General features: G+C 69.5%; 24 protein-coding genes. 10 read left to right on the plus strand and 14 right to left on the minus strand.

Features of this window, described 5'->3' with window-relative positions; genetic code table 11:
• Nucleotides 1-34: 34 nt before the first annotated feature.
• A complete protein-coding gene (locus BKN51_RS19400) occupies nucleotides 35-1,192 on the plus strand; it encodes a S1 family peptidase (protein WP_101608986.1) in 1,158 nt (385 codons plus the stop codon).
• Between the two features lie 58 nt (nucleotides 1,193-1,250).
• On the opposite strand, the gene BKN51_RS19405 is transcribed toward BKN51_RS19400, so the two are convergent.
• Nucleotides 1,251-2,099 carry an SAM-dependent methyltransferase gene (locus tag BKN51_RS19405; RefSeq protein WP_101608987.1) on the minus strand — a complete coding sequence of 283 codons (849 nt, stop codon included), beginning with the start codon at nucleotides 2,097-2,099 and terminating at the stop codon, nucleotides 1,251-1,253.
• Nucleotides 2,100-2,229: 130 nt separating this feature from the next.
• Here BKN51_RS19405 and BKN51_RS19410 point away from each other — a divergent pair, with 130 nt between their 5' ends.
• Entirely contained in the window at nucleotides 2,230-2,889 is a 660-nt protein-coding gene (locus BKN51_RS19410; protein WP_101608988.1) for a hypothetical protein, read from the plus strand.
• A 92-nt stretch (nucleotides 2,890-2,981) separates the two neighbouring features.
• Here BKN51_RS19410 and BKN51_RS19415 read toward each other — a convergent pair whose 3' ends face one another.
• From BKN51_RS19415 to BKN51_RS19425, 3 genes are read right to left on the minus strand one after another with little or no spacing between them, the layout of a single operon-like run.
• Entirely contained in the window at nucleotides 2,982-3,950 is a 969-nt protein-coding gene (locus BKN51_RS19415; RefSeq protein ID WP_101608989.1) for an alpha/beta fold hydrolase, read from the minus strand.
• A 13-nt stretch (nucleotides 3,951-3,963) separates the two neighbouring features.
• Complete coding sequence (locus BKN51_RS19420) at nucleotides 3,964-4,428, minus strand: DinB family protein (protein ID WP_101608990.1); 465 nt, start codon at nucleotides 4,426-4,428, stop codon at nucleotides 3,964-3,966.
• Entirely contained in the window at nucleotides 4,425-5,018 is a 594-nt protein-coding gene (locus BKN51_RS19425; protein WP_101613321.1) for a class I SAM-dependent methyltransferase, read from the minus strand. The genes BKN51_RS19420 and BKN51_RS19425 overlap by 4 nt, the downstream gene beginning before the upstream one ends.
• Before the next feature lie 68 nt (nucleotides 5,019-5,086).
• On the opposite strand from BKN51_RS19425, the gene BKN51_RS19430 reads away from it, so the two are divergent.
• A complete protein-coding gene (locus BKN51_RS19430; RefSeq protein ID WP_101608991.1) occupies nucleotides 5,087-5,659 on the plus strand; it encodes a helix-turn-helix domain-containing protein in 573 nt (190 codons plus the stop codon).
• On the opposite strand, the gene BKN51_RS19435 is transcribed toward BKN51_RS19430, so the two are convergent.
• Together BKN51_RS19435 and BKN51_RS19440 are read right to left on the minus strand one after the other, a co-directional pair.
• Nucleotides 5,656-6,258 carry a response regulator transcription factor gene (locus tag BKN51_RS19435; protein ID WP_101608992.1) on the minus strand — a complete coding sequence of 201 codons (603 nt, stop codon included), beginning with the start codon at nucleotides 6,256-6,258 and terminating at the stop codon, nucleotides 5,656-5,658. The two genes, BKN51_RS19430 and BKN51_RS19435, sit on opposite strands and share 4 nt — an antisense overlap.
• Nucleotides 6,255-7,373 (minus strand): histidine kinase, encoded by a 1,119-nt coding sequence (locus BKN51_RS19440; RefSeq protein ID WP_101608993.1) that lies wholly within the window; start codon nucleotides 7,371-7,373, stop codon nucleotides 6,255-6,257. The genes BKN51_RS19435 and BKN51_RS19440 overlap by 4 nt, the downstream gene beginning before the upstream one ends.
• 141 nt (nucleotides 7,374-7,514) lie before the next feature.
• Between BKN51_RS19440 and BKN51_RS19445 the strand changes: the two genes are divergently transcribed.
• The 3 genes from BKN51_RS19445 to BKN51_RS19455 are packed head-to-tail and all read left to right on the plus strand — an operon-like array spanning nucleotide 7,515 to nucleotide 10,618.
• Complete coding sequence (locus BKN51_RS19445) at nucleotides 7,515-8,399, plus strand: ABC transporter ATP-binding protein (RefSeq protein ID WP_168214356.1); 885 nt, start codon at nucleotides 7,515-7,517, stop codon at nucleotides 8,397-8,399.
• Between the two features lie 27 nt (nucleotides 8,400-8,426).
• Complete coding sequence (locus BKN51_RS19450; protein ID WP_101608995.1) at nucleotides 8,427-9,146, plus strand: ABC transporter permease; 720 nt, start codon at nucleotides 8,427-8,429, stop codon at nucleotides 9,144-9,146.
• 26 nt (nucleotides 9,147-9,172) lie between these two features.
• Nucleotides 9,173-10,618: an alpha/beta hydrolase gene (locus tag BKN51_RS19455; protein WP_101608996.1), complete on the plus strand. Its 1,446-nt coding sequence runs from the start codon at nucleotides 9,173-9,175 to the stop codon at nucleotides 10,616-10,618.
• An 80-nt stretch (nucleotides 10,619-10,698) separates the two neighbouring features.
• Here BKN51_RS19455 and BKN51_RS19460 read toward each other — a convergent pair whose 3' ends face one another.
• Both BKN51_RS19460 and BKN51_RS19465 read right to left on the minus strand, forming a co-directional pair.
• Nucleotides 10,699-12,165: an alpha/beta hydrolase gene (locus tag BKN51_RS19460; RefSeq protein WP_233224213.1), complete on the minus strand. Its 1,467-nt coding sequence runs from the start codon at nucleotides 12,163-12,165 to the stop codon at nucleotides 10,699-10,701.
• Nucleotides 12,166-12,214: 49 nt separating this feature from the next.
• Nucleotides 12,215-12,937, minus strand: coding sequence for a DUF2306 domain-containing protein (locus BKN51_RS19465; protein WP_101608997.1), 723 nt, complete (start codon nucleotides 12,935-12,937; stop codon nucleotides 12,215-12,217).
• Between the two features lie 107 nt (nucleotides 12,938-13,044).
• On the opposite strand from BKN51_RS19465, the gene BKN51_RS19470 reads away from it, so the two are divergent.
• Complete coding sequence (locus tag BKN51_RS19470) at nucleotides 13,045-13,812, plus strand: TetR/AcrR family transcriptional regulator (RefSeq protein ID WP_101608998.1); 768 nt, start codon at nucleotides 13,045-13,047, stop codon at nucleotides 13,810-13,812.
• Between the two features lie 67 nt (nucleotides 13,813-13,879).
• Here BKN51_RS19470 and BKN51_RS19475 read toward each other — a convergent pair whose 3' ends face one another.
• The 4 genes from BKN51_RS19475 to BKN51_RS19490 are packed head-to-tail and all read right to left on the minus strand — an operon-like array spanning nucleotide 13,880 to nucleotide 17,075.
• A complete protein-coding gene (locus tag BKN51_RS19475; protein WP_101608999.1) occupies nucleotides 13,880-14,668 on the minus strand; it encodes an ABC transporter permease in 789 nt (262 codons plus the stop codon).
• The gene (locus tag BKN51_RS19480) at nucleotides 14,665-15,615 is read right to left on the minus strand and encodes an ATP-binding cassette domain-containing protein (protein ID WP_101609000.1); all 951 of its coding nucleotides are present in this window, start codon (nucleotides 15,613-15,615) and stop codon (nucleotides 14,665-14,667) included. Before BKN51_RS19480 ends, BKN51_RS19475 begins: the two co-directional genes overlap by 4 nt.
• A gap of 34 nt (nucleotides 15,616-15,649) precedes the next feature.
• A complete protein-coding gene (locus BKN51_RS19485; protein WP_101609001.1) occupies nucleotides 15,650-16,495 on the minus strand; it encodes a DUF4097 family beta strand repeat-containing protein in 846 nt (281 codons plus the stop codon).
• Nucleotides 16,496-16,547: 52 nt separating this feature from the next.
• A complete protein-coding gene (locus tag BKN51_RS19490) occupies nucleotides 16,548-17,075 on the minus strand; it encodes a toxin-antitoxin system HicB family antitoxin (protein WP_199193122.1) in 528 nt (175 codons plus the stop codon).
• A 513-nt stretch (nucleotides 17,076-17,588) separates the two neighbouring features.
• Between BKN51_RS19490 and BKN51_RS19495 the strand changes: the two genes are divergently transcribed.
• A complete protein-coding gene (locus BKN51_RS19495) occupies nucleotides 17,589-18,158 on the plus strand; it encodes a helix-turn-helix transcriptional regulator (protein ID WP_101613323.1) in 570 nt (189 codons plus the stop codon).
• Between the two features lie 9 nt (nucleotides 18,159-18,167).
• On the opposite strand, the gene BKN51_RS19500 is transcribed toward BKN51_RS19495, so the two are convergent.
• Nucleotides 18,168-18,812: a helix-turn-helix transcriptional regulator gene (locus tag BKN51_RS19500; RefSeq protein WP_101609003.1), complete on the minus strand. Its 645-nt coding sequence runs from the start codon at nucleotides 18,810-18,812 to the stop codon at nucleotides 18,168-18,170.
• A 92-nt stretch (nucleotides 18,813-18,904) separates the two neighbouring features.
• Here BKN51_RS19500 and BKN51_RS19505 point away from each other — a divergent pair, with 92 nt between their 5' ends.
• Complete coding sequence (locus BKN51_RS19505; RefSeq protein ID WP_101609004.1) at nucleotides 18,905-21,148, plus strand: ATP-binding protein; 2,244 nt, start codon at nucleotides 18,905-18,907, stop codon at nucleotides 21,146-21,148.
• Here BKN51_RS19505 and BKN51_RS19510 read toward each other — a convergent pair.
• Nucleotides 21,093-22,568: an amidase gene (locus BKN51_RS19510; RefSeq protein WP_101609005.1), complete on the minus strand. Its 1,476-nt coding sequence runs from the start codon at nucleotides 22,566-22,568 to the stop codon at nucleotides 21,093-21,095. The two genes, BKN51_RS19505 and BKN51_RS19510, sit on opposite strands and share 56 nt — an antisense overlap.
• 173 nt (nucleotides 22,569-22,741) lie before the next feature.
• Here BKN51_RS19510 and BKN51_RS19515 point away from each other — a divergent pair, with 173 nt between their 5' ends.
• Nucleotides 22,742-23,389, plus strand: coding sequence for a TetR/AcrR family transcriptional regulator (locus BKN51_RS19515; RefSeq protein ID WP_101609006.1), 648 nt, complete (start codon nucleotides 22,742-22,744; stop codon nucleotides 23,387-23,389).
• Nucleotides 23,390-23,636: the final 247 nt, after the last annotated feature.

A 23,636-nucleotide genomic window follows, 5' to 3' on the forward strand; every position in this document is an offset into this window, starting at 1 on the left:
GTTCGTCGTTCCCTCCTTATCGAAGGAAATTCGCATGCGAATTCGCGGACCCGTCATGCTCACTCTGCTGAGCGTCTGCGCCGGAATAGGCGCGTTCGCCGTTCCGGCGACCGCCGCTCCGGTCACCGCTTACGACCAGACGATGCTCGAGACCCTCGCGGCCCAGCTCCAGGTCAGCCCGCTTCAGGCCGCGCAGAAACTCGACCACGAGAAGAACCTGATCTCGTCGCTGGAGAGCATCAGAACACGTGGCCTGCACACCGACGGCGCGTACTTCGACGACGCCGGCGCCCTCGTGGTGAACTCCGACGCCGGATCCGCCCAGGCACTCCGCGCGGCCGGTTTGACCGCGCGCACCGGCGCCCGCGGCGAGAAGGCGCTGGACGCCCTGACCGCCACCGTCGGCAGCGTGATCGGCAAGGACGTCGCCCAGGTGCAGTCCTGGGGTCCGGAACTCGCGGCCGACCAGGTCGTCGTCACCGTGCAGCAGGGCGCGGACCGCGCCCTCGTCCGCAGGCTTTCGGCGCTGCCCGGCGTGACCGTCCGGACCGGGGTCGCCAACGGCAACACCACGCAGGCCGACGTCATCCCCGGCCAGATCATGGACCTCGACCCCGGCACCAACTGCTCCCTCGGCTTCCCCGGCACCACCAGTGACGGCGACAACGTGCTGCTCACCGCCGGGCACTGCGTCGAAGGCAACCCGGACATCCTCAACCGCAACGGCGTCCACATCGGCCGGGGCGTCGCCACCGAGTTCCCGTCGGCCGACATGGGCCTGATGGACATCGACGACGAAGACACCGGCCGCGGCTACGTGGACACCCGCAAGGGCACCACGGTGCAGATCACCGGCAGCTCGAAGGCGCCGGTCGGCACCACGCTGTGCAAGGCGGGCAACACCACCGGCTGGACCTGCGGCAAGATCACCGCTTACAACCAGACCGTCCGCTACAACGGGGAAAGCGTCGCCACCAAGGGCCTGGCGAAGTCCACGGTCTGCACCGAAGGCGGCGACAGCGGCGGCGCCTACATCGCGGGCAACACCGCGCAGGGCATGACCTCCGGCGGCCCCGACGACGGGCACGACTGCGGGTACAACCAGGGCTCCAACGCCACCGGCTCGTACTCCTACTACCAGCCCGTCGTGGACGCGGCGAACACCTACGGGGTCACGCTGACCCGTTCCTGACCGACAAAGCCTCGTGAGTGGTAAGGACGGTTCTAACCGTCCTTACCACTCACGAGGCTCAGGGTTTACGGGCCACGCCCGCCAATCCGCGAGACCCCACCAAATCTTCCTCGTGCAGCGGTCCGCCTTCGGGACGCCATTCCGGCAACCACACCAGACCGGGCTCGACCGGCCGCAGTCCGGTGAAGAATGCGGCGATCTCCTCCCGCCCGCGAAGCGTGATGGCGCTGTTTGTCCGGCGGCGGTAGGAATCGACGACGTTCGCCGATTGTGCGTGCAGCACGGTGTCCTCGACCGGAACGTGGATATGCGAAAGTGCCATGAGACTGCCGGAAGGCAACTGCTCCAGATAGCGGCCGAGGGTGACGTGCGGGGCGGTTTCGTCGGGCATGAAATGCAGCAACGCCACCGCCAGCAGGCCGATCGGCTGGCCCGGATCGATCAACCCGGTGCCGAGCACCTTCTTCCACAGCCGGAGACCTTCGTGGAAGTCGCCGTCCAGCGCGGTGTGCCGGGCCGGGTCGGCCGTCTGCTCCAGCAGGATCTCCGCGTGCGCCTGCGCGATCGGCTCGTTGTCGATGTAGACGACCCGGCATTCGCCCGGCGCGACCTCTTCGGCGACCTCGTGCACGTTGCCCTGGGTCGGCAGCCCGGAACCGATGTCCACGAACTGCCGGATGCCCTGATCGACCATGTAGCGAACGGCACGGCCGAGGAAAGCCCGGTTGGCACGGGCGAAATCGCGCATCGACGGGACGAGCCGGAGCTGTTCCTCGGCGAATTGCTGATCGACGGCGTAGTTGTGCACCCCGCCGAGCAGATAGTCGTACACGCGGCCGACCGAGACCTTGTTCACCGAATCCGCCAGCCGCTGCGCCACGTCACGGGCGCTCGCATTCTCCCCCATGAGCAGAAGATAGCGGATCCCGCCGTGTAACGGTTCCCGGTTCGCCGACGACCTGCAGACACGTTTTCCCGATGAGGGGGGCGACCCCGGCTGTCCCGACGCCACGACCGGGAAACGCGTACCCCTCGTGATGACCGGCGGGGCCTTGCGGGACATTTCCGGGCTGGCCATGTGCACCGACGAAATCGGCACGTCGGTCTTCATCGGCAACGACACCAAGGACGTCTGGCTGGTTCAGCCCGCCCGTCCGGCGACGGTCCTGCAACACGGCGGCGTGCCGGCGATGGTGCAGATCTTCCGCGCGAGCCGATCACCGGGCGTCCTCGGCGGCACGACGCTGGAACCGGGCACGGCCGTCACCGTCGCGCTGCGGCCGGCGGAGGTCGGCCTGGCGATAGATTCCGTGCTCCAGAGCCAATGGTCGACGATGACCGTGATCGACCAGACCGCCACCGCCGCTCGCGAACAGCTGCCCGAGCTGATCCGGAACGAGCGGTACAAGAACGCGGTGACGAGCTGTCTCGAGGCCAGCACCCGGATCGTCGACTACGGCGCCGCCGCCAGGTACGACACGCAGACGCTGATCCAGTCGCTGGGCCTGACCACCGGGACGACGCGCTGCGCCGCCGATCTCACGATCGCCGAAAACGAGCGACAGACACTGGCCCGGCTGCAGAAACGACTGCCACCGCCCGAACTGAAGACCTCGACCTTCGCACAGAAAGCCGGCTCCCTCTCCTCGGAGCTGGACGATCTGCTCAAGGCGGCCGGGCGACTGTTCCCTCGCTGAGCCTGGTGGCCGCCGATAGCGCACTCGGCAGTCCGTGAAGGCCTCCTTCCCTACCTTCAGGGTAGGGAAGGAGGCCTTCACGGACCGGACGGCTACTTCAGGAACTTGACCAGCTCGGCGCTCACGAACTCCGGGTTCTCTTCCGCGAGCCAGTGCCCGGCCCGGGGCACCTCGACGGCGCGGGCGAGGTCGGCGACGCGGGGCGACAGGGTCGCCTTCTGCGGTTCGAGCAGCCCTTCGGCGGTCATCAGCAGGGTCGGAGTGGTGATGGGCTTCGCGCCGGTGTTGGCGGTCGCGTCCTGGCCGAGCGTGCGGTAGAGCTCGAAACCGCCGTGCAGGACCTCCGGCTTGCTGTAGGTACGGGCGTATTCGCCGATCTCGGCCTCGTCGAACGGCGACGGCGCCCCGGGCCCGCCGAAAGCCGTCCCCGAATAGGCGACCTGGGGATAGAAAAGGGAAAGATATTCGCGGACGTCGTCGCCGACGACGGCTTCCGGAACCGTTTTCTGCGAGTGGAAAGCGATATGCCAGCTCAGGTTCCGGTACGCCGTCGCATCGAGCGCGGGGCCCGGCAGCGGCAGGTCGAGATAGGCGAGCTTGGTGAGATCGCCGGGGAATTGCGCGGCGTACTGGAAGGCGACAGCGGCACCGAGGTCATGGCCGGCGATCCGGGCGTCGCGCAGGCCCAGCCGTCCGGCGACGAGGCCGTGCACGTAGCGGGCGAGGGTGGCCTTGTCGTAGCTGGGCGGCGCGCCGGTGCTGTCCCCGAGGCCGGGGAGGTCGAGCGCGTACACGGTGAAATGCTCGGCCAGCGCGGGCATGACGCGGTGCCAGCCGTACCAGGTCTGCGGCCAGCCGTGCAGCAGGACGAGCGGGGCACCCTTTCCGCCGGTGACGTAGTGCATCTTCACGCCGTCGACCTCGGCGAACTCGTGGCGGAACTGCTCCGCGAAACTCGCGTCGCCGCGGGTGATCTCTTCGTAGGGCGGGGCGGCCGGTGGCGAACCGCAGGCCGTCATCAGGACGAGGGCCGCGACGAACGCGGCGGCTCGGTGAAGCATGGAAGTCTCCGTTTCAGCGCCCGGTGGCGCCGTCGATCAGTTCGCGCAGGATGTCGGCGTGTCCCGCGTGGCGTGCGGTTTCCTCGATCAAATGGGTCAGCGTCCAGCGCCGTGATCCCCGGCGGGGGCCCGCTTCGGAGAGGTCGGTCCAGGACGCGACCTCGTCGTTCGCTTCGGCGATGACTTCCCGGTAAGCGGCGAGAAGTGACGCCGTCGTGTCCTCCGGGGACGAATGGAACGTCGCTTTCCAGTCGGTGACGTCGTGCCCGAGCACCCAGTGCCGTTCCACCTGGGTCAGGTGCTTGATCAGGCCGAGCAGGTTCGTGCCGGAGGGCACGCCCGGCACGCGGGCCCGCTCTTCAGGCACTCCGTCGGCTTTGGCCATGATCGCGGCGCGCAAGTAGCCGAGGAAACCGGCGAGCACGTCCTTCTCACCGGCTCCGGTCGACGGCGGCCCGGTGTCGCGTTTCCGGCTCATCGCTCCCCTCGCCTGAGCACCAGGATGTGGTCGACGACGGTCGCGGTCTGTCCCGACGGACCGGTGGCGTGCCGTTCCGAGGCCTCCGCGCGCTCGACCGACCACTCCACCGGATCGAGGGCCAGCTCAGCGGCCACTTCCAGTGGCGTGGGGTACTGAGCGTTCTGGTCCCAAGACCACGGCGCGGCCGAGCCGTGATCGACGACGACCAGCCGTCCGCCGGGGTTCACCGAGTTCGCGGCGGTCCGCAGCACGCGGGCCCGGTCCAGTTCGAACGGGGCGTGGAAGTACTGCGCGGACACCAGATCGAAGGAGCCGTAAGGGAACTCCTCGGCGAGATCGACGCGGAGGGCCGTGATCGGCCCACCGCGCTCCCGGAGCGAACGCACGGCCGCGCCGGAGATGTCGACCGCGGTCACCCGCCAGCCCCGGGCGGCCAGCCACAGCGCGTCTCCCCCGCCGCCGCAGCCGAGATCGAGCGCCGCGCCAGGGGCCAGCGGGCCGGCTATCTCGGCCAGTCTCGCGTTCACCTTCGGCGTTCCGGTGGAACGCCGTTCGTAGAGCCCGTCCCAGAATTTCGTCGCGTTCATGGTCGCCACTGTCGCCTCGGGCGACGCGAACTGGCACGAAAACTTGCCGACCTGGCAAGATCGACGGCATGGCGGACGAGACGGACGAGGTACTGGACGCGGTCGGCCCCCGGTTGCGCGCGCTGCGCAAACGCCGTGGCCTGACCCTGGCCGAGGTGTCGGCGACGACCGGGATCTCGGAAAGCACCTTGTCACGGCTGGAAAGCGGCGGGCGGCGGCCCACACTGGAACTGCTGCTACCACTCGCGCGCGTGCACGGCGTCCCGCTCGACGACCTCGTCGGCGCACCCCGGACCGGCGACCCGCGGATCCATTTACAGCCGATCCACCGGCACGGCATGACCTTCCTGCCGCTCACCCGCCGCGCCGGCGGCGTGCAGGCCTTCAAGATGCTCATTCCCAGTCGCCCCGAACCGGCGGAACCCACGCCGCAGACCCACGGCGGCTACGAGTGGGTGTATGTCCTCAATGGACGGCTCCGGCTGGTGGTCGGCGACCGCGACATGGTCCTGCCGCCCGGCGAGGCCGCCGAGTTCGACACCGCGCTGCCGCATTGGCTCGGCTCCGCCGACGGTCATGCCGTCGAGACCCTTGTCCTTTTCGGACCGCAGGGCGAACGCGCCCACATCCGGGCAGACTAAAGCCAGTCGTGCTCACGCGCGTATCTGGCGGCTTCGTGCCGGGTCTGCGTCTGGGTCTTCTGCATGGCGTTCGAGAGATAGTTGCGCACCGTGCCCTGCGCGAGGTGGAGCTGAGCGGCGATCTCGGCGACGGAATACCCCTCCCCGGTCACCCGCAGCACCTCGAGCTCCCGTTCGGTGAGGGGACAGTCGTCGACCACGGCGAGCGCGGAGACGTCCGGGTCGATCCAGCGTTTGCCCTGGTGCAGGGCGGCGATGACGAACGTGATGTGCGAGGGTTCGGCCGCCTTGCTGACGAATCCCTGCACCCCGAGTTTGAGGGCTTTGCGGAGCACACCGGGTTTCGCGTGCCTGGTCAGCATGAGGATGACCTGGTCCGGCCGGGTGCGGCGGATCTCCGCGACCGCGCCGAGCCCGTCCACACCGGGCATTTCGAGGTCGATGACGAGGACGTCGGGTTCGTGCCGCAAGGTGGCCTCGACGGCCTCCTCGCCGTTCTCCGCTTCGGCGAGGACGGTGATCTCGCCCTCGAGCGGGAGCAGCGCGGCCATCGCCTTGCGGAGCAGGGCTTCGTCGTCGGCGAGTACCACCGTGGTCATCGTTTCTCCGTTGCTTCGGAACGCCCGCCCGGGAAGGACGCGGCCGTGACGAACTGCCCGTCTTCCTGTTCCACCGTCAGCTCGCCGCCCTCCGCGACGACGCGTTGTCCGAGCGCGGCCAGCCCCCGGAGTTCGGGCAGTGGTGCGCGCTGGGCGCCGTCGTTGACGATGCCGATACTCCACTCCGTCAGGGTGATCCGCACCCGCGTCGCCTGGGCGTGGCGCAGGATGTTGGTCGTGGTCTCGCGGAGGACCTGGCCGAGCAGCCTGCCCGCCTCCGGATCGACGTCACCCTCCCGGTTGATCCGCACGCGGATCCCCGCGGCCTCGAAAAGGTTCCTCGCGTTCTCCAGTTCGGCGGAAAGGTTGAGCCTCCGCTGAGCATAGGCGAGTTCCTTCGTCTGGGTGATCGTGTCGCTGACGAGCGCGTGGATCTCCCTCAGCTCCTGTTTGGCCCGTTCGGCGTCGATGTCCACCAGTTTCGTGGCGAGCGCGGTCTTCAGCTTCACCACGTGGAGGGTGTGGCCCTGGATGTCGTGCAGATCGCTGGCGAAGCGGACGCGTTCGCGGATGACGGCCAGTTCAGCCTCCCGCTCGCGTGACTCCTCGAGTTCGTGGACGACGTCGTAGAACCGCTTGTTGGGGAACATGAGCCCGAGCACGATGGCGGTGACCGCGGCGGGGACGAAGACGAACCTGATCAGTTCTTCGGACATGTCCTCGTGGGAGACCAGCAGCCTCGACGCGCCCACCGCCGCGATGTACACGACGAGCGCGATCGCGGCCGCGACCCGGTGCCGGGGAAGCTGGGGAACGACGAAGGAACCCACGAGAAGGATCCCGAAGAACGCCGACCCGCCGCCGATCAGCAGCACGGAGAACGGCCACACGGCGGCCGTGACGACCAGGCACGGGATCGCGACCCGCATGAGCTCGCCCGAGGTCCACCGCACGAAGGCGACCATGGCCGCCAGCACGCTCAAGCTCAGGACGACCACATGCCACCAGGTCCGCGCGTCCGACGCCACCACGATCACCCCGCCGACGGTGAACAGCGGGAAGAACATGGTGAGATTGAGCTTGCGCAGTTTTCCCCGCGCCGGCTCGGTGTCCACATCAGACATGGGCCCAGTATCGGCCCTCCGCGACGGAGGGCACCAGTGACACCACGTCATGGTTCACCCCGAAGAATGTCATGGGCCGGTCATGACGTGGCCGCACTGGCCGTTCCGGGCCGGAGCGGTTGAGATCTAGGTATGACTTCGACACCAGTGATCGACGTAGACCGCCTGAACCTGAAGTACGGCGACTTCCACGCCGTGAAGGACCTGTCCTTCCAGGTCGGGCGAGGCGAGTTCTACGCCCTGCTGGGCACCAACGGGGCGGGGAAGACCTCGACCCTGGAAACCCTCGAAGGGCACCGGACCCCGACGTCGGGCACGGTCCGTGTCCTGGGAAAGAGCCCGCGTGACCGCGCCGCCGTGCGGCCCAAGATGGGCATCATGTTGCAGGAGAGCGGTTTCTCACCGGACCTGACGGTGAAGGAATCGATCCGCCTGATCGGGACGCTGACCCACCGCACGGACCGCCTCGAACGGGTGCTCGGCATCGTGGACCTCGCCCGCAAGGCGAACACGAAGGTGTCCCAGCTTTCCGGTGGCGAGAAGCGGCGGCTCGACTTCGCGACCGCGGTGTACGGCTCGCCGGAACTGGTGTTCCTGGACGAGCCGACGACCGGTCTGGACATCCAGTCGCGGGACGCGCTGTGGGACGCGGTCGACAAACTGCGCGAGGACGGCTCCACGATCGTGCTCACCACGCATTACCTCGAAGAGGCCCAGCAGCGCGCAGACCGCATCGGCCTGATGCACCGGGGGAAGTTCCACCAGGAGGGCACGGTCTCCGAACTGACGCGGACGCTGCCCGCCGTGATCCGCTTCGTCCTCCCCGCCCCGGCACCGGCGCTGCCGTTGCAGGGCAGGCGGGAGCACGACGGGAAGTTCGTCATCGAGACCTTCGGTCTGCAGAAGGACCTGCACACCCTGTTGCGGTGGGCGCAGGACCACGCGATCGAGCTGCGGGACCTCGAAGCGGGCCCGACCAGGCTCGACGACGTGTTCCGCGCCATCGACAACGACTAGCCACTCACTCCACAAAGGACTCCAGTCATGCTTTCGATCGCCCGCAGCGAGCTGATCCAGATCTTCCGGAACCGCTCGGTCCTCATCACCAGTTTCGTGATGCCCATCGCGATCTGCGCGTTCTTCGTCTACCAGCACGAAATCTTCGCCAAGATCGGCAGCCTCGGTTACATCGCGGCGATCGTGATGTTCACCGTGTGCGCGTTCGGTCTCTACGCCAGCTCGGTGACCACGCTCGCCTCCCGGCGGCAGAACCTGTTCCTCAAGCGGTTGCGCTCGACAGCGGCCGGTGACGCCTCCATCCTGATCGGGCTGGTGCTTCCGGTCACCGTCATCGCGCTCGTCCAGGTGGCCGTGATCATGACCGTGCTGGGCTTCGTGACCGGCAAACCCGCGAACATCGGCTTGCTGGTGCTGGCCGTCCTCGCCACCGTCGCCATGATGATCGGCCTCGGTCTGGCCACCGCGGGCCTGACCAACTCCCCCGAGCACGCCCAGGTCACCACGCTGCCGGTGAGCCTCGGGGTCATCGCGGTCGCTTCCTGGGTCGGCATCAGCGGCACCGACGACCTGACCCTGGTCAAGCGCCTGCTGCCGGGCGGTTCGGCCACCGAACTCGCGGTCAACGCCTGGAACGGCGGCGTCGCGGTCTCCGAATCGCTGCTCCTGCTCGCCCCGACCCTGGCGTGGGTCGTCGTCGCGGTGGTCCTGGCCTCGCGGCTCTTCCGCTGGGAACCGCGCCGGTGATCCGGCCCATCCGAGGAGGAAAACCCATGCGCAAAGCCATGATCCCCGTTCTCGCGGCCGCCTTGCTGACCGCGGCGACCCCGGCGGTCGCTTCCGCGGCGCCCCCGCCGAAGTGGGGGCCTTGCCCGGCGGAGGCGGCAGGCCTCGGCCTGGAGTGCGGCACCCTCGAGGTCCCGCTGGACTACCGTGACCCCGGCGGGAAGACCATCGAGATCGCGATCTCACGGCTGGCGAGCACCAAGCCTGAAAAGCGCCGCGGTGTGCTGCTGACGAACACCGGCGGCCCCGGCGGTGAAGGGCTGGCCTATCCGGACACCCTCAAGAAGCTGAACATCCCGCAGGACGTGCTGGACAGCTACGACGTGATCGGGATGGACCCGCGCGGTGTCCACAACAGCACGCCGGTGACCTGCGGGCTGACCGTCGCTGAGCATCCGTCCAACATCCCGAGGTACGCCCGGGACTCGGCCGACGTCACGTCCGAGGCACAGCGGGTCGCCGCCGTCGCCGCGAAATGCGGCTCCTCGCCCACCGCGCCGCTCCTGCCGTACATGACCACCGCCAACACCGCCCGTGACATGGACCGTGTCCGCGAGGCACTCGGCGAGCGGAAGGTGAACTACTTCGGCATCTCCTACGGCACCTACCTCGGTTCGGTGTACACCTCGTTGTTCCCCGAGCGCAGCGACCGGTTCCTGATCGACAGCGCGACCGGGCCCGGCGGCTGGGACGCGTCGTTCTCGCGGCTGTTCGGGCAAGGTGTCGAAGATCGTTTCCCGGACTTCGCGAAGTTCGCCGCTTCGAAACCCGAGTACGGCTTGGGCCGGACGCCGGCGGAGGTGACGGCGAAGTACTTCGAGCTCGCCGCGCGGCTGGACAAGACCCCGAGTCCGGATGGCTACAACGGCCAGGTGTTCCGCCAGATCACCTTCGCCTATCTCTACTACGACAAGAAGCTGCCGCAGCTGGCCGAGACCTGGCACGCGCTCGACACCGGGAAACCCGTGCCGACGCCTGCCGCCACCGGAACGTCCACCGGCACGGCGTATCCGGCCGACAACTACATCGCGAGCCAGCTGCACGTGATCTGCAACGACTCGGACTGGCCGGAGAACGTCGGGACGTACCGGCGCAACGTCGCGATCGACCGGTTCCGGCATCCGCTGTTCGGCGCGGCGGCCGCGAACATCACGCCGTGCGCGTTCTGGCCGTCCGAGCCGGTGGAACCGCCGGTGAAGATCACCGGGCGCGGCCCGTCGAACCTGCTGATCGTGCAGAACCTCCGCGACCCGGCCACGCCGCTGGCGGGCGCGCGGAAGCTGCGTGAAGCCTTCGGCGACCGCGCCAGGATGGTCACCGTCGACCAGGGCGGGCACCTGGCGTACCTGTTCAAGGACAACAAGTGCGCCAACGACCTCGCGACGGGGTTCCTGGTCACCGGTGCGCGACCGCGGCACGATCTCGCCTGCTGATCCGCGGTGGTCCGGTGGGTCGTGAGTGGCGATTCGGGTTAGAACCCGAATCGCCACTCACGACCAACCCGACCGACCACTCACGAGCGGCAGCTCCGGTCCGCAGGCAGCTCTCCGCTCAGCAGGTAGTCCCGCGCCGCCGCGTCGACGCACTTGTCGCCCTTCAGGAACACGGCGTGCCGGAACGCTCCTTCCACCGTCACCAGCCGCGAACCGCCGAGCGCCCGGTGCAGCGCGAGTTGCCCGGCGTACGGCGTCGCGGGGTCGCCGGTCGAGCCGAGGAGCAGCGCCGGCGAGGTGTTGTGGATCCGGGTGGCGGGTTCGGCGGGAGCCACGGGCCAGAACGCGCACGGCGTGATGTTGCGGGCCAGCGGCCCGAACAGCGGCTCGGCCGCCCGGTGTTCCTGGATGTCCCGGTAGTACGTCGCCGGGTCGCGGGAGGCCGCTCGATCCGCGCAGATGACCGGCGTCCCCGCCCGGTCGGTCGCGGAGCCGGAGCCGGTCGTCAGGCCGTCGAGGAGCGCGGCGAGTCCTTCCGAAGGAGTGACGGGACGGCCTGCCGCGGCGTCGCGGAGTGTCCGTACGGTCGCGGCGAACTCGGCCTGTGAAGCGGGACGGTCGTCGTAGAGGTTCGCGAAGAACAGGTACGGCACCATGTGACCGTCCACTGTGTACTTCCCGACCTCGAACGGCCGTCGCTCGGCCGACCGGGCGACGTCCCGCACGGTCGTCACCACCTCGTCCGCGGTCTCCCCCAGGCCTTGCCCCACGGCGCTCTTCGCCCAGTTCCGCAACGCGGCGTCGAGCGCCGGGGCGGTCGGGCGGAGCAGGCCCGGACCGTACGCCTCGGGATCCACCGACGAATCGAGCACGAACCGATCGGCCCGGGAACCGAACATCTGGAGATAGACCGCGCCGAGATAGGTCCCGTACGACGCGCCGAGGTAGGAGATCTTCCGTTCGCCGAGCGCGGCGCGCACGACGTCCATGTCCCTGGCGGTGTTGCGGGTCGAGGCGGCCCGCAACAACTCGTGGTCGTTGCCCGAGCAGCCGCGCGCCAGGTCCTTCGCGAGCGCCACGCTCTCGCGGAACGTCCTGAGGTCCGGCCCGGCCGACCGCGCGAACGTGTCGGTCTTCCAGGTGCACCTCAGCGGCGAACTGCGCCCGACGAACCGGGGGTCCATGCCGACGAGGTCGTAGCGGGCCGCGATCTCCGGCATGAGCGGCCCGGCCAGGACCAGTTCCATGGCCGGGCCTCCCGGACCGCCCGGATTGAGCATCAGCGTGCCGAGCCGGTGCGCGGGATCGGTGGCCTTCACCCTGGCCAGCGCGACGGTGAGCTTGCGCCCCCGCGGACGGCGATGGTCCACCGGCACGGCGATGTCCCCGCACTGCGCGCCCGCCTTGTCCAGCTCCGCGCCGAGGACGTCGCCGGGGCCGGTCGTGCAGCCGTGCCAGGTGATCGAAGGGACCGCGACGGCGGGCACCGACGGCAGCAACGCCCCGGCGACGAGCAGTGCCACCACGATGACTGTTTTCCTGAGCAACCCGAACTCCCTGATATCCAACGAAATTCCCGATATCAGGCTAGAAGCGCTACACCCGCGAAGGCGTCCGTCCCGGGGCGGAGACGTCTAGCCCGCTGGGGGGCTTTTTCGGGGTTTTGCGGCGCTCCAGCACCCAGTCGGTGAGCACCAGCAGGAGCAACGGGCTGAGCCAGGCCCCGATGCTCATCGCGCTGTACCGCATGAGCACTTCGCTGCCGCCGAAGGTCGTGCCGATCTCCGGTGTCAGCACGATCGTGGCCACGACGTTGATCACGCGGCTCAGCACGATCGACATCGCGAGCGCGAAACTGCGGGACATCCACCGTCGATGCTCGCCGAAGCGACGCTGCCTGGCCATCCGGATCCCGATGACCGTGACCGCGATCCACAGCACCGAGCCCACCAGGTTGGCCACCCGCACGGACGGGCCGACGCTGGTGTGCCAGCCGATGTACAGGCCGACGAACCCGGCGGGGAGCGCACCGGCGAAGACGTAGATCCGGCCGGTGATCCGGTGCCCGCGCCGGTAGCGGGCGCGGAACGCGGGCCAGATCTGGAAGCAGGCGGTCACCATCGCGACCGTGCCGAAAAGGACGTGCGCGACGAGCAGCGGGTAGTAGAGGCCGTTCCCCGGCGGCGCTTCCAGCCGCGACTCGGCCGGGTCGAAAGTCAGGTACGGCGGCACCGAAAAGGCCAGGAAAGCCGCCGCCACCAGCATCAGCGGCACGATCCAGGGGCGCCGCCACCAGCGGGGCGCGTTCGACGAGGTCATGGTGGTCCGTTCGGGAGAAGACGATCAGAAACTATGTACACCATACACATGAACGTACGTCATACAGAGTTTTAGGATGGTCATCGACGACACCGACGGGATGGCTGATGGCGACACGTGACAACAAGGGCCCGGATCTCCAGCGCAGCCTCGCGCTGCTGTGGGCGGGGCGGACCCCCGGCAGGCGCGGGCCGCGGGCCCAGCTCACCGTGGAGCGGATCGCGCTGGCCGCGATCCAGGTCGCGGACGCCGACGGCCTGGACGCGCTCTCCATGCAGCGGGTCGCCACCGAACTCGGTTACTCGACGATGTCGCTCTACAACCACATCCCCGGCAAGGACCTGCTGCTGGAAGTGATGGCCGACGTCGCGGCCGCGAAACCGCCCGAACTCGACAGCGCGAAGGACTACCGCGACGCTGTCCGGCAGTGGGCAAGCGCGCTCTGGTCCGCTTTCCGGACCCATCCCTGGCTGCTGCGCGTCCCGCTCGACCACTCGCCGATCGGCCCCAACCAGCTCGCCTGGCTGGACCGCCTGCTCCGGCCCCTGCTCGAAGCCGGACTCGCTCCCCGCGAGGCGCGGGCCGCGGCCCTGCACCTGACCGCCGTCGTCCGCGGCACCGCGCAGATCGGCCTGGACATGAACAGCGCGCACAAGACCGACGGCGGGCGGCCGCGCACGGAAACCGAGCTGGCGCGGGCGTTGTCCGAGCTCATCGACCCGGAGGGCTACCCCGCGCTGGCGGCCGTCCACGCGGCCGAGGCCAGTGTCGCGTCAGGACCCGAGCAGACCGGCGAGGGAACACTGCCCGCCGAGATCGGCTTCGGCGTGGACCGGTTCCTGGACGGCATCGACGCCTGGGTGGCGAAGTCGTGAGAAAACCAACGTCCCGGACCGGAGCGAGACGCTCCGGCCCGGGACGACCCCCGGTTCAGGTTCCGGCTCAGCGGTCGCGTTCCTTGGCGAACAAGGACTTCGACCACAGGTAGCCGACGATCGACAACACCGCGCACCAGCCGACAGCGAGCCAAGCGCTGCCACCGATCGGGGTGCCGAGCAGCAGTCCCCGGAGCGTCTCGATGACCGGCGTGAACGGCTGGTACTCGGCGAACCAGCGCAGCCAGGCGGGCATCGAGTCGGTGGGCACGAAACCGCTGCCGAGGAAGGGAAGCAGCATGAACACCATCGGGGTGTTGCTCGCCGTCTCGACGCTCTTGGCGGCCAGCCCCAGCGCCACCGACAGCCAGGTGAGCGCGATGGTCAGCAGCAACAGCACCCCGACCGCCGCGAACCATTCGCCGACGCCCGCCGTCGGCGAGAAACCGACGAGCAGCGCGACCCCGAACACGACGGCGAGCGCGAACGCGGTCTGGATGAACGCGCCGACGACGTGACCGGTCAGCACCGACGCCTTGCTGATCGCCATGGTGCGGAACCGGGCGATGATGCCCTCGGTCATGTCCGTCGCCACCGAGATGGCGGTGCCGAGGGCGGCGCTGCACACGGTGATGAGCAGGATGGCGGGCGTGACGTAGCCGACGTATTCGGCGCGGCCGCCCCCGCCGCCGAGACCGTTGCCGAGGGTGCCGCCGAAGACGTAGACGAACAGCAGCAGGAACACGATCGGCTGGCCGACGAGCATGATGGTGAGCGACGGATACCGTTGCATATGTCTGATGTTGCGGCGCAGCATCGTCGACGAGTCGCGCATCGAGAGGGTCAGGCTGGTCATCGGGCCAACTCCTTGGTCGCTTCGGTCCGGTGACCGGTGAGGCTGAGGAAGACGTCGTCGAGATCCGGGGTGTGCACGGTGAGGCTGTCGACAGCGACGGCTTCGGCATCGAGCCGGTCCAGCACCGCGCGGAGAGCGGCGACGGTGCCATCGGTCGGCACGCGCAGCGCCAGGCCCTCTTCGTCCGAAGTGGACACTTGCAGCGCGCGGGTCGCGTCGCGCAGCGAGCCCGCGTCGGAGAACTTCAGCTGCATGTGCCCGCCGGGCACGCGCCGCTTCAGTTCGTCGGGCGTGCCCAGTGCGACGACCCGGCCACCGTCGAGGACGGCGACGCGATCGGCGAGCTGATCGGCCTCCTCCAGGTACTGGGTGGTGAGGAAGATCGTCACGCCGTCGGCGACGAGGTCGCGGATGATCTGCCACATCGTGCGGCGGCTGCGCGGGTCGAGACCGGTGGTCGGCTCGTCGAGGAAGATGATCTGGGGATCACCGATCAGGGTCATCGCCAGGTCGAGCTTGCGGCGCATGCCGCCCGAGAAGGTGGCCGGGGTCTTCTTCGCGGCGTCGCTCAGTTCGAACCGTTCCAGCAGTTCGGCGGCACGCTTGCGGCCCGCACGGCGCGGCAGATGGTGAAGATCCGCCATGAGGAACAGGTTTTCCTCGCCGGTGAGCAGATTGTCGACCGCGGAGAACTGGCCGGTGAGGCCGATGGAGGCGCGGACGCCGTCCGGATCGGTGGCCAGGTCGGCTCCGGCGATGGTGGCGCCCCCGGCGTCGGGACTGACCAAAGTGGACAGGATGTTGACCGTGGTGGTCTTGCCCGCGCCGTTGGGGCCGAGCAACGAGAAGACGGTGCCGGTCGGGACGTGCAGGTCGACTCCGTCCAGGACGACCTTGTCACCGTAGGACTTGCGCAGTCCGGTCGCGGAGATGGCCGGGTGTTTCATGTGGATTCCCCTGGTGTGTAAAGGACCCGGAGGGTCAGGAACGGTGAACGAGGATGTCGCCGACGGACGTTCCGGCGTGGACTTCGAGCTTGTCGGTCGTGGCGTCGGGCGCGCCGGCGGCGGCCATGTCGTTGACGACGCGGCCGAAGCGGGTGTTCACGTCGAGCCAGGCCGCGCTGCCCCCGCGGATGCCGACCTCGATGTCCCCCATCGACGTGTCGAGGTCGAGCTTGCCCCTGGCGGCGTCGAGCACGCGGACCGAACCGTTGGCGGTCTTGGCTTCGACGTCGCCCTCGGCCCGCTCGACGGTGATGTCGCCGTTGGCCGAGCGGAGGCGGATCGAGTCGCCCGCCGCCCCGATCGTGGTGGTGCCGTTGGAGTTCTTCACCACCGCGGTGCCCGCGATCTCGCCGACGTGCACCCGGCCGGAGCTCGTGCTGATGTCGGCGTTGCCGTCGACGTGCTCGACGACGATGTTCCCGGACGCGGAGTGCACTTTCAGCTCACCGGTCCGGTCGAGCCGGATGTGCCCGGTCCCGGACTTGTAGCGGCAGGAACCGAGCCGCCCGGTCGCGGTGAGGTCGCCGAGACCAGTGCTCCCTTGCACCCGGGAGCCGGCGGGCAGCTCGATGGTCACGTCGATCGACCTGGTCTTGTTGGAGAAGTCGAGCAGGCGCATCTTCGGTGCGCGGACGGTCAGGGTGCCGCCGGAGAATTCGACGACGGTCCGCTTCGCGGCGTCGACGTCGGAGTCGTTGTTCTCGTCCACCGGAGTGACTTCGACGACCGTTTCCGGGCGGTCGCCGGCGACGATGCGGACGTAGCCGACGACCGGCTCGAGGTCCGCGAGAATGGGTTCCGGGGTGGCAAAAGAAGGCATGGTTGTCCCCTCAAAGGTGGTGTGATCGGTGTTTGTGCTGGTCGGACGGGGTCTAGCTGACCCAGCCGGTGTAGCGCTGCGCGGCGCGGTGGCCACTGGTCGCCGAGGTGGGCGGGGCGGGCGGTTCCGACGGCCTCAGCGCGGCTGACGCGGCCCGCACGAGCCACGCGTTGACCGAACGGCCTTGTGCGGCCGCCGCTTCTTCGACGCGCGCCTTGAGCGGTTCCGGCAGCCGGAAGTTGATCCGCGCCGTGGCCCCCTCTTCCTCCGGCAGCGGCGGAGGCGGGGGCATCGGCGGCTCCGGTACCGATGCCGCGACAGCGACGGCAGGTTCGGCTGCCGGAAGCGTGACGGCGAAGCTGGCTTCACCGGCCCGCAGCCGGACCTCGACCGAGCCGGGTGCGAGATCCCGGGTGATCTCGTCCGACGCGGCGGACAACGCGTCCAGCAGCGCGAGACGGATGGCCGACGCGAGCGGCGCGGTCAAGCGTTCGGCGAGGGCGCTCGCCTCCGCTCCGCCTGCCTCGGCGGCGACGGCGAGTTCCCGGCGAACGGTGTCCACAAAGGGCGTCAAGTCCATGGCACCATCATGGCACCGCGATGGCACCAGTGCAAGAACAACTTGGCGCCAAGTGGCGCCACAATGGCGTCTATGCAGGTCGGGGGCCTAAAATTGCTGAAGGGGGCACTCTGGCCGTGCTCTGTGGCCGACGCGCTGCACCGGGTCAGGCAGCGAAGCCGGTACTCCCGGACAGCGGCGGATACGCACGTGCCCATTCGGCCAGGTTCCGCTGGCGGGGCAACCAGGACCCGGCCGAATACGTTGCCGCGCCCCTGAGGCGAGGCGAGGATTGCCTTGAGCCACAAGAAAAAGGGAGCGACCCACCGTCAAGTGTGGGGGTCACCGAGGCGGGTCGCTTCCCGAACTCCACGGTACAAGAACTCCGCCCGCTCAGAGGGGCAAGGCTTTCTGTACCGGCGGCTCTTGACAAATCAGGATCCACAGTGGACACGGGCGTCCACGGCAGAAGAGGAACGCATGCGAGCAGTTCGGGTGAGCGTCTGCGCCCTGGACCCCATCACGACGGCCGGGATGGCCGACCTCCTCGGGACACGGGCGTCCGTGAGGGTGGTCGACGACCCGGCGCGGGACGGGATCGAGGTCGTCGTCGCCGCTTTCGAAAGGCTTTCGGCCGACGCGGTCACCGCGTTGCGTGAAGTCGCCCTCGAACTCGGCAAGCCGATCGTGCTGGTGACCGACCGGATCGAGGAAGGCGGTCTCGCGGTCGCGGTGGAGTGCCGGGTGGCCGCCATCCTGCCGAGGTCGGCGGCGACCGACTCACGGGTGGCCGACAGTGTCCGGCGTGCCGCTTCGGGTACCCCGAGCCCGCCGTCCACCCTGCTCGACAGGCTGACCGCACACGCCGAGCGGCTGCACCGGGAGACGCTCACGCCGGGCGAGCCCGCCGGGTCGGCGCTCTCCTCGCGTGAGATCGACGTCCTGCGCCTGATGGCCGACGGGCTCGACACCCAGGAGATCGCCACCGAACTGTCCTATTCGGAGCGGACGGTGAAGAACATCATCTACGCCGTCACCGACCGACTCCGGCTGCGGAACCGGTCGCACGCGGTGGCGTACGCGATCCGGGAAGGCGTCATCTGAAGATGCCTGTCAGATAAGGCCTTCGCGAAGCGCGTAGGCCACGACGTGCGTGCGGTTCCGTAGACCGAACCGGCTCAGCAGGCCGTGGAGGATGTTCTTCACGGTCCGGTCGGAGTAGGCCACCCGCCGGGCGATCTCGCCGGTGTCGAATCCTTCCGCGAGCAGCCGGAGCACCTCGGTCTCACGGGGCGAAAGCCCGCTTAGCGTGAGTTCGCGCGGCTCGAGGACTTCCTTGTGCAGTCGCGAAATCCCCCGCAGCAGGCTGCCGAGCTGGTCGGCGGGCAGATCGCCCCGGCCGGCGTGGGCGTCCGCGACCGCGCGCAGCAGCCGCCCGGGCGTCGCCTCGGAGCGCGCGACGACGACGGCGAGCCCGCGTTCCACCGCGGCCCACAGTTCGGCCTGATTGGGCTTGTCGGCGACGAGCACCAGCCGCGCGGGCCCGGCCGGGATCCGGTGCGGCTCGTTCCCCGCGACCGCGACGAGGACGTCGGCCGCGGCCGGATCGTCCCGCAAGGTGATGCCGGGGCCCGCGCCGAGCGCGCTGCGCAGGCCCGCAAGGACGAGCGGGTCGCCGGCGTGCACGGCGACCCGGATCTCCCGGCGCTCCTCGGCCCGGACGACCGGCCGCACGGGCGTCGTCATGATCGTGGACATGCTTCCAGGTAACCGGCCGCCGGGAAGGGCGGACAAGCAGAAGAAGGGGGCAGCTTTTCGCCACCGCAAGCCTGCCGGTTGAATGGACCGCGGTGAAACCGGTGGAAGCGAGTGAGAAGCGGTCGGTGTTCGGAAAGCTCCTGCTCGAACACCGGCGGGCCGCGGGCTGGACACAGGAGCGGCTGGCCGAGGCCTCGGGGCTGAGCGTCCGCGCCCTGCGCGAGCTGGAACACGGCCGCGCGCGGGCCGCCCAGCAGCGCTCGTCGGAAGTGCTCGCGGACGCGCTCGGCCTGACCGGCGGTGACCGGGAGTTCTTCCTGACCGTCGCGAAACAGGGCAGGCGCCGCAACCCGGCACTGGCCGCCCAGGTCGCGGCGACCTGCTCACTGCCCGCTCCCCTCGCGGATCTCTCCGGCCGGGAAAGCGAACTGGACCAGCTGTCCGCGAAGGTCGCCGAAGGTGGCGGCGTGGTCGCGATCGTCGGGCAGGCCGGGGTCGGGAAGACCGCGCTCGCGGTGACGGCGGCGGACCGGTGGCGCGGGGACTTCCCGGACGGGAGCTACGCCGTCGACCTGCGCGGGATGGACGAAGAACCGTTGAGCGCCCGGGCCGCGCTCGACCGGCTGCTGCGCGCGCTGGACGTCGCGCCGGGGCACGTGCCCGCCTCCGAAGCCGAACGGTCGGCGTTGCTGCGGATGCTGCTCGACGGCCGGAAGGTCCTGCTGCTGCTCGACAACGCCGCCGACGAGGCGCAGGTCCGGCCGCTGCTGGTCACCGGGCCCGGCTGTCTCACCCTGATCACCTGCCGCCGCACGCTCGCCGGGCTCGAAGGCGCGCGCTGGCTGGGGCTCGAGCCGCTTTCGGACGGCGGCGCGACCGGCCTGCTCACCAAGATCATCGGCGAGGAGCGCGTGCGCGCGGAGCCCGCCGCGGCACGGGAACTCGTCGAGCTGTGCGGTCATCTGCCGCTCGCGGTCCGGATCGCGGGCAACCGGCTGGCCACCCGGCCGCAGTGGTCGCTCGCCCAGCTGGCCGACCGGCTGCGCGACGAGAGCACCCGCCTGCGCGCGCTCGCGGCGGGCGATCTGCAGCTGCGATCGGCGTTCGACCTGTCCTATCGCGCGGTTTCGGCCGGGGCGCGACAGCTGTTCCGGCGGCTGGCGACCGTTCCCGGCGCGGACTTCGGTCCCGAACTCGCGGCCGTCGTGTCCGGCGCGACCGACGCCGACGTCCGTGACCACCTCGACGAACTCGTCGACGCCAGCCTCCTGCAGACCACGGCCGAGCCGGAACGCCACCAGTTCCACGATCTGATCCGCCTGTTCGCCGAAGAACGGTTCGAGGCGGAGGAGGACCCGTCCGCGCGGGACACCGTGCTCGCCCACCTGCTCGACAAGGCGGCCGAAGCGGCCCGGTTGTTCTACCCGAAAGCACCGGAGACCGGGCGGTTCGGCTCACGGGACGAGAGCGCCCGCTGGCTGGACGTCGAAGGCGGGAACTGGGTCGCCGCGCAGCGGGTGGCGGCGCGGAAGGGCTGGCACCGGGAGGTCAGCGATCTCGCCGTCGCGCTGCACTGGTACTCCGACGGACGGAGTGCCCAGCGGCCGTGGCTGGAGATCTTCTCGCTCGGCGCGGCCGCGGCGAGCGAGCTGGGCAACGCCAGGGACGAGGCGAAGCTGCTCAACTTCGTCGGCTGGGCCTGCAGTGTCTGTCTCGACGACGAAGAAGGCGCCGTGGCGGCACATCGCCGCGCGCTGGACATCGCCACCCGGGTCGGCGACCGCACCGAGCAGACCTGGGCGTCCATCTATCTCGGCCAGGTGCTGCGGTACATCGGCGAGACCGCGGAAGCGTTCGAATACGCGAAACGCGGGTACGAATCGGCGGACGAACTGCCGTTCTGGGACGGGCAAAGCTCGGCCCGGAACGTCTACGGGCACTCGCTGCGCGCGGCCGGGCGGTACTCCGAAGCGCTCGCCGTTTTCCGTGCCGTCCTCGCCGACGCCGAACGGCTGGCGGCCGACACCTACCCCGGACTCCACCGGATGCTGAAGGCACTGTGCCTGCGCGCCATCGGCGACGTGCTCGGGGATCTCGCCGAATGGCGGGAAGCGGCGGGCTACTACCGCACCAGCCGATGGCTCTCGTGGGAAGGCGGATTCGCCGCGATGGAGGCGATCTGCGCGCTCCGCGAGGGGCGTGCCTGGCGGGAAGCGGGCGCCTTCGAGGAGGCCAGGGAGTGCCTCACCCTGGCCGTCGAGCTCTCCCCCGGGCCGTCGTTCAAGGCCCGGAGGGAACAGGCGCTGGCCGAACTGGCGCTTCTGCCGGACGCCTAGCCGACCACGGCGCGGCTTCCTCCAGTTGCGAGGCCAGCCGGATGAGGACGTCTTCGCGATCCTGGGCCGCGACGAGCTGGACGCCGATCGGCAGGCCGTCGGCGTTCCAGTGCAGGGGCAAGGAGATCGCGGGCTGGCCGGTGATGTTGAACGGCGCCGTGAACGCCGCGCCCGTGGCGATACCGGCGGCCAGTTCCTCGGGCGACTTCGCGTCCGGGGCCAGTTCGCCGAGTGCGGCGGGCGGCGCGGGCGACGTCGGGGTGAGGAGGACGTCCAGTTCGTCCTCCCAGAGCGCCGCCACCCCGCGAGCCCATCGCTGCGACGAGAGCGACGCGGCGATCCACTGCACGGCGGTGACCGACCGGCCCGCTTCGGCGAGCATCGCGTTCATCGGCTCCAGGTCGGACGAAGACAGCCGCTCACCGAGCCGCTCCGACCAGGCCTCGAGTTCCCAGGTGACCACGGCCGCGAGCAGGGCGGGCATGGTGTCGAACATCCCGGGCGCGTCCAAGGCGGCCGCCGCGCTGGGAGCGACCTGATGGCCGAGGGATTCGAGCAGCCGCGCGGTCCGTTCGACCGCGCCGACGCAGTCGGCGTGCGCGGTTTCGCAGGTGCCCGGCGCGGTGATCCGGTACCCGATCCGCAGCCGTCCGGGATCCGCGCCGACCTCCGTCCGATATGGACGGTCGGGTGGCGGCGCGGAGTAAGGGTCACCCGGCGCGGCCCCCGCCGTGACGTCGAGGACCGCCGCCGTGTCCCGGACCGATCGGGTGAGGACGTGTTCGTGGGTGACCTGGCCCCAGTACTCGCCGAAGTCCGGCCCGAGGCTGGTCCGCGCGCGGCTCGGTTTCAGCCCGACCAGTCCGCAGGCGGCCGCGGGGATCCGGAGCGAACCCGCCATGTCGTTGCCGTGGGCGACGGGGACCATGCCCGCGGCCACCGCGGCGGCCGAACCGCCGCTCGACCCGCCCGGCGACCGCGCCGGGTCCCACGGATTCCTTGTCGCGCCATGGAGAAGCGGTTCGGTGGTGATGCTCGTCGCCAGTTCCGGCGTGTTCGTCCGGCCGCAGAACAGGAAACCCGCGGCCCGCAGGCGCGCGGCGAGGTACGAGTCCGACTGCGCGCGCCAATCCCGCTCCCACAGGGCGCGCATGCCGCCGTGCACCGGATCGCCCGCGGTGTGGCAGAGGAAATCCTTCAGCAGCATCGGCACGCCGCGGAACGGTCCCGGCCCTCGCGCCGTCACCGCCTCACGCCGCGCCTGCTCGAAGCGCGTACTGACCACGGCGTTGAGTTCACCGTCGAGCTTTTCGATCCGCGCGATCGCCGCGTCGAGCAGTTCCAGCGGTGACACCTGTCCCGTGCGGACCAGTTCCGCCTGAGCCGTCGCGTCCAGCCAGGTGAAGTCATCGCCAGCCATCCGGCACGTCCTCCTCCGCACATGAGATCAAGGAGTCCATTGTCGATCAGCGGCGACCGGGCACCCGGTGATTCCGGCGGATCAGAGCGGTTCGTGCAACCGATCATGCCCCTTCGATTCCTCATCGGCCGTAGCTGCAACTAAGCTGCGGGCTCGACGGAGCGGGAGGGCCGATGACGGACGCGGACGGGCAGAGCCCGCGGGAGCGCTACCGCGACCAGGTGCGCGCGGAGATCAAGCAGCGCGCGTGGGAGCAGATCGCCGCCGCCGGGGTCCCCGCGCTGTCGCTCAACGCGATCGCCAAACAGGTGGGCATGAGCGGCCCGGCACTCTACCGGTACTTCGCCAGCCGCGACGACCTCATCACCGCGCTCATCCGCGACGCCTACCGGAGCCTCGCCGACACCGTCCGGGCGGCGTTCGACTCCGGAGCCGACCTTGCCGGGCTCGCCGTCACCATCCGGGACTGGGCCCGGAGCGACCCGCAGCGCTACTTCCTCATCTACGGGACGCCCGTCCCCGGCTACCACGCGCCCGACGACACCACCGCCATCTCGCGAGAGGTCATGGCGGTCCTGCTCGAAGCGTGCCGCGCGATCACCGTGGACAAGCCGGACACCCCGTTCGACAAGCACCTGGAAGGTCACCGCGACTGGGCGGGCGACGACCCGGCCACGTCCGCGACCCTGCACCGCGCGCTCGCCTTCTGGACCCGCCTGCACGGCGTGCTCTCGCTCGAACTCGCCGGCCACTTCATCGGCATGAAGTTCGATCCCGACCTGCTGATCGCGGACGAACTGGACGACCTCACGACGCGGTGACCGGCTTTCGCCGAGACCGATCACGTTCGCACTGAACCTTTCACGGCCTTCGGGCGTCTTGCCCTGTGACGCTGCTGCCATCCGTGGGAAGCGTGGCTTCCGCGGTTGACATGCAACGTTGTAACGTTATAACTTCTAAGCAAAGTAATAACTACTCACCAGCGGATCGGCCGCCTTTCGCCACCCGACGGCCGACAGCCGTTCCGCTTGCCCGTTTCCGGGTTTCCGACGCTTCGGATGGGGACTT

Source organism: Amycolatopsis sp. BJA-103 (assembly GCF_002849735.1).
Taxonomy (GTDB): Bacteria; Actinomycetota; Actinomycetes; order Mycobacteriales; family Pseudonocardiaceae; genus Amycolatopsis.